The following is a 777-nucleotide window of genomic DNA, read 5'->3' as shown; positions in this document are numbered from 1 at the left end:
TCGACGATCTATGATTGGTCTTTAAATGCCTCCTTGAATGCCTATTGTGATGATTTGATTGATTGGTCAAAAGGACAACGTCCTAGTAGCGTGAATAATAGCGCCCGTGTGATGATGCAGCGTGTGCGTGAATATTTATCCGATACGAGTGGTGTGATTGAAAGTAGCTTTACGGTTGATGCTGAACAACAGACGACGTTGATAAGACTTCAAAGTAAATCGCATTTTTTGAAATATAAGAATGGGATATCAGTTTGTTTTAAAGCGAAGGGTAAGAATGTTGGGGAAACCGCAATTGCCTTGAATGATTTAGCCGCTAAACCTGTTTATAAGGCAACGGAATTAGGGGTTGGTCCTTTATCAGGGGGCGAAATCCAACAAGGGTGCATTTATAGCTTGATTTATAGGGATCATGCTTGGCAAGTTTTAAATCCTACACCTCTCTCTTTATCACAAGAACCGGTTATTCCCGTTTATCCTACAGGGACGATAGGAATTTTTGGAATGCAAGTTTTGCCAGAGGACTGGTTACCCTGTGATGGGAAGGCTTATTTGCGTAGTGATTATCCTGCTCTTTATGAAGCGATAGGGATCAGGTGGGGAGGCGCTGATAGTTGGACGAAGTTTAATGTTCCCGATTTGCGTGGTGTTTTTTTACGAGGTGTTGATGATGACCGCGAGATAGACCGCTTTCGTTATTTTGGCACTTTACAAAATGACGCTATGAGAAAGCATGATCATAGTGGTCAATCCTTTACGATTTTGAATGATGAAAAT

1 protein-coding gene is annotated in these 777 nt (G+C 41.4%); it reads left to right on the top strand.

Annotated elements, in window-relative coordinates; genetic code table 11:
• The coding region (locus tag ACFIJR_RS09125) for a phage tail protein (RefSeq protein ID WP_375654077.1) at positions 1–777 on the top strand (777 nt) is incomplete at both ends.

This window comes from Bartonella sp. OD88NMGDW, from assembly GCF_042193775.1.
GTDB lineage: Bacteria > Pseudomonadota > Alphaproteobacteria > Rhizobiales > Rhizobiaceae > Bartonella > Bartonella grahamii.
Note: the sequence above shows the minus strand (reverse complement) of the source record. Positions and strands in the feature narration are given on the sequence as shown.